General features: G+C 71.1%; 1 protein-coding gene and 1 pseudogene. One reads left to right on the top strand and one right to left on the bottom strand.

The genetic code is table 11. The features are described 5' to 3' along the window. Positions 1-124: 124 nt before the first annotated feature. The gene (locus tag MXD58_RS28455; RefSeq protein WP_250611249.1) at positions 125-1,255 is read right to left on the bottom strand and encodes an MHYT domain-containing protein; all 1,131 of its coding nucleotides are present in this window, start codon (positions 1,253-1,255) and stop codon (positions 125-127) included. 930 nt (positions 1,256-2,185) lie between these two features. Between MXD58_RS28455 and MXD58_RS28450 the strand changes: the two are divergent. Next, positions 2,186-2,662: pseudogene (locus MXD58_RS28450) on the top strand (hypothetical protein); the annotation flags it as partial.

Here is a 2,662-nt window from a genome sequence, read left to right as displayed (position 1 = left end):
GGTCGCGGGTTGGCGCGGCGGCCGGCGGGCCGAACAGCTCCGCCGAGTCGAACAGGCTCACGTGTTCACGGTACGACGCCCCCGTCGCCGGCCTGCCGGCGACGGCCTGCCGGGACAGCGCGGATCAGCCGCTGCCGGCCGGCGGCTCCGCCGCCGCGCCGGAGCTCCAGGCCGACTGCGCCGAGCCGGGCTGCTGGTCGAGATGCCAGGCGGGAACGGGTGCGGCGGAGCCCGACCGGGACCCGGAGTCCCACGCGGAACCGGAACCCCACGATTTCTCGGAACCCCACGCCGAACCGGACGCGGCCCCGGTCGGACTCGACTCGGCGCCCCACGCCGAGTCGTCCCTGGCGGCGGCCGCGCGGGGCTGGAAGTTCCAGGCGGCGCCCGCCGCGTCGGGTCGCGGTGACGGCACGTCCCACTGCGAGGCGACTTCCTCGAGCACGTCGTCGCGCGCCTCGGGACCGGGCGAGGACGCGAACCGCCCGTTGCCGTCCCCGGCCCGCGACAGCGGGCTGCTCTCGGTGACGCCGCCCAGTGCCGAGAAGATGACGACCGCGAGGATCGAGAAGGCGATCACGCAGACTATCGGCGCGAGGACGATCGAGTCCGCTCCCTGCACCCGCTCGTTGAGCGAGCCACCCGTGACCTGGGTGGCGGCCATCGCGGTGTAGTGCATCCCGCAGACCGCCGCCGCCATGACCAGCGAGGCCAGGGCGACGTGCTGGATGGTTCGGACCCGGAACGCGATCCACAGCGCGGCCACCGCGGCGGCGACGGCGATGGCGATGGACAGGGCCACGATCTCCGGACGGTAGGTCACCGTCGCGCCGACATGCATCGCCGCCATGCCGGTGTAATGCATGGCAGCGACCCCGAGGCCGGCGACGAGACCACTGAGCAGGAGCCAGCCGACGCTGCGCGGACGGCGCGCGACCAGAGAGATGCCCAGCGCGGAGCCCACCACGGCAATGAGCAGGGACAGCACGGTGATCGGTAGGTCGTACCGCAGCTCGAAGCCGTCGACGTGATAGCCGATCATTCCGATGAAATGCATGGACCAGATCCCGCCGCCGCCGAGGGAGACAGCCGCGGCGACCGTCCAGCGGGCCCGCAGGCGCCCCTCGGACAACGGGATGCGGATAGCGCTGACCAGCGCCGCGAACGACCCGACCACCGCCAGGCCGATCGATACGACGACGAAAAGAAGATCCTGACTGACGTGCCGATGCACGGTCTCAGCAGCGACGATCACTTGCCCCCCACTCACACGGCCAGGAGCACACACTCTGTGGCATGAAGCCCTCAATTAACAAGAATTATTGCCAAAGTAACAGGTCAGGACCCAGCCGGTATCAAGCCGAAGTAGCCTAAATCGGTCGAAACGGTTCGGATCGGCAGGTTCGGCGCCGGCTACCCACCTCTCCTCACGCGCTGCCACCCAGAGCCGGGCCACAGCTGCCACACAGGCGCTCACCTGCGGAATTGCCTCCCGCAATCGGTGGCCTGCCGTACCCACCGCAGGTCAGAACGACCACCGCGGTGCCCTGACACGCGGAGCCGACCGGAGAAGAGAGCGCCCCGATCCGCACCGAAGCAGCCCGGGGGCGCCAGCACGGCCGCACTCGCCGAGTGCAATCACGGCCCGAGACCACTTACCTTCCAGTGCTCCCCAGATCCGACGAAACCTACCACGACTCACATCCCACTATCTTCACCTAGAATCGATCGCATTGCCCGCCAACCGACACTTGAGCGCCTCTTCCGCGCACTTCGCGCGCACCGCACGTCTCGGACGACCAGAAGACCACACTTCGTTTGTTCCGACCCACTTTCACGCAATGGTGTGCGTGTATGGTTCAGGTAGTCGGTTTATCTTCTCGCACGACGCTCGCCTCTCACTCGGGGTGAGATTCCCCGTGCGTGAATCGGCGCCTACCAGGCAATCCCTGGGCGCCGGCGAACCGCCGCGGCGCGCTCCCCGTATGACGCCAGTCGAAGCAGCCTGGCGGGGATCCGCCGTGTTCTCGGGGTGCGCTCGGATCGCCTGGCAGCCAGGCGAGCAGTCCGAGGCCCGCCGCAGGCCCCGCCGCCACCACGGGCGGCCCGGCGTCGCACCCCGCTTCCACCAGGACCGCCCAGCCCGTCCCGGAGACCGAATCCCCGCCCCGGAAAGGTGCAGCCCATGAGCGTGCTCCCAACGTCCAGGACCCGCCCCGAGCGAGCCCTGGCCCGCGTGACGCCGACCCCGTCGGCGATCCCGGAGCAGTCGGACCGCGCCGCGCTGGCCGGCCGTACCCGCGGTTCCCGCCGGGCCGGCGACGCGGGCCACTCCCCAGGCCCGACGACGGGTCCCGCCCCGGACGCCAGCACCGCCGCCAGCACCGCCACCAGCACCGACGACGCCGCGGGCGCCGCCGCGAACCCCCTCGCGAGCACCTCGGATGCCAACGCGGACCAGGAGAGCGCAGCCGCGCCCGGTGATCCCGCCGAAGCGGTGACGCCGCCGGTCAGCCGGCGCGCGAGGACCGCCAGACGGCCGGCGACCAGGATCTCCGCGGGCGCCACCGGGCCACGCGCCCCGCACCGGGTCGGTCAGCACGTGCGGGTACCGAAAACCGCCGAACTCGTCGCCGCCCACCTACGCCGCCAGATCGTCCGC

The sequence above is a fragment of the Frankia sp. AgKG'84/4 genome, assembly GCF_023242965.2.
Lineage (GTDB): Bacteria > Actinomycetota > Actinomycetes > Frankiales > Frankiaceae > Frankia.
The sequence above is the reverse complement of the archived record's forward strand: the minus strand, read 5'-3'. Positions and strand labels throughout refer to the sequence as shown.